Source organism: Streptomyces sp. GbtcB6, assembly GCF_019091475.1.
In the GTDB taxonomy this organism is placed as follows: domain Bacteria; phylum Actinomycetota; class Actinomycetes; order Streptomycetales; family Streptomycetaceae; genus Streptomyces; species Streptomyces hyaluromycini.
The window spans coordinates 1-347 of sequence record NZ_JAGXJL010000224.1 but is presented as its reverse complement, the minus strand read 5'-3'; the positions used below and the strand labels follow the sequence as shown (position 1 = coordinate 347).

1 pseudogene is annotated in these 347 nt (G+C 69.5%); it reads right to left on the bottom strand.

Annotation, left to right across the window (positions count from 1 at the left end):
• Positions 1-16: 16 nt before the first annotated feature.
• A pseudogene (locus KVT45_RS55240) lies at positions 17-347 on the bottom strand (NADH dehydrogenase subunit D); the annotation flags it as partial.

The window sequence follows — 347 nt, the reverse complement described above, 5'->3', positions numbered from 1 at the left end:
TCCGAAGAAGAGGTGGTCACCGGTCGACGCCTCCCATCACGGGGTCGATGGACGCGACGGCGACGATGTCGTCGGCGACCTGGCCGCCCTCGCACATCGCCCCCATGGCCTGCAGGTTGGTGAAGGCCGGGGCGCGGAAGTGGACCCGGTAGGGGCGGGTGCCGCCGTCGGACACGGCGTGCACACCGAGTTCGCGCTTGGGTGACCCGACGGCCACGTAGGCCTGTCCGGGCGGGACCCGGAAGCCCTCGGTGACCAGCTTGAAGTGGTGGATCAGGGCCCCCATGGAGGTGCCCATGATCTTCTTGATGTGGTCGAGGGAGTTGCCGAGTCCGTCCGGCCCGAGG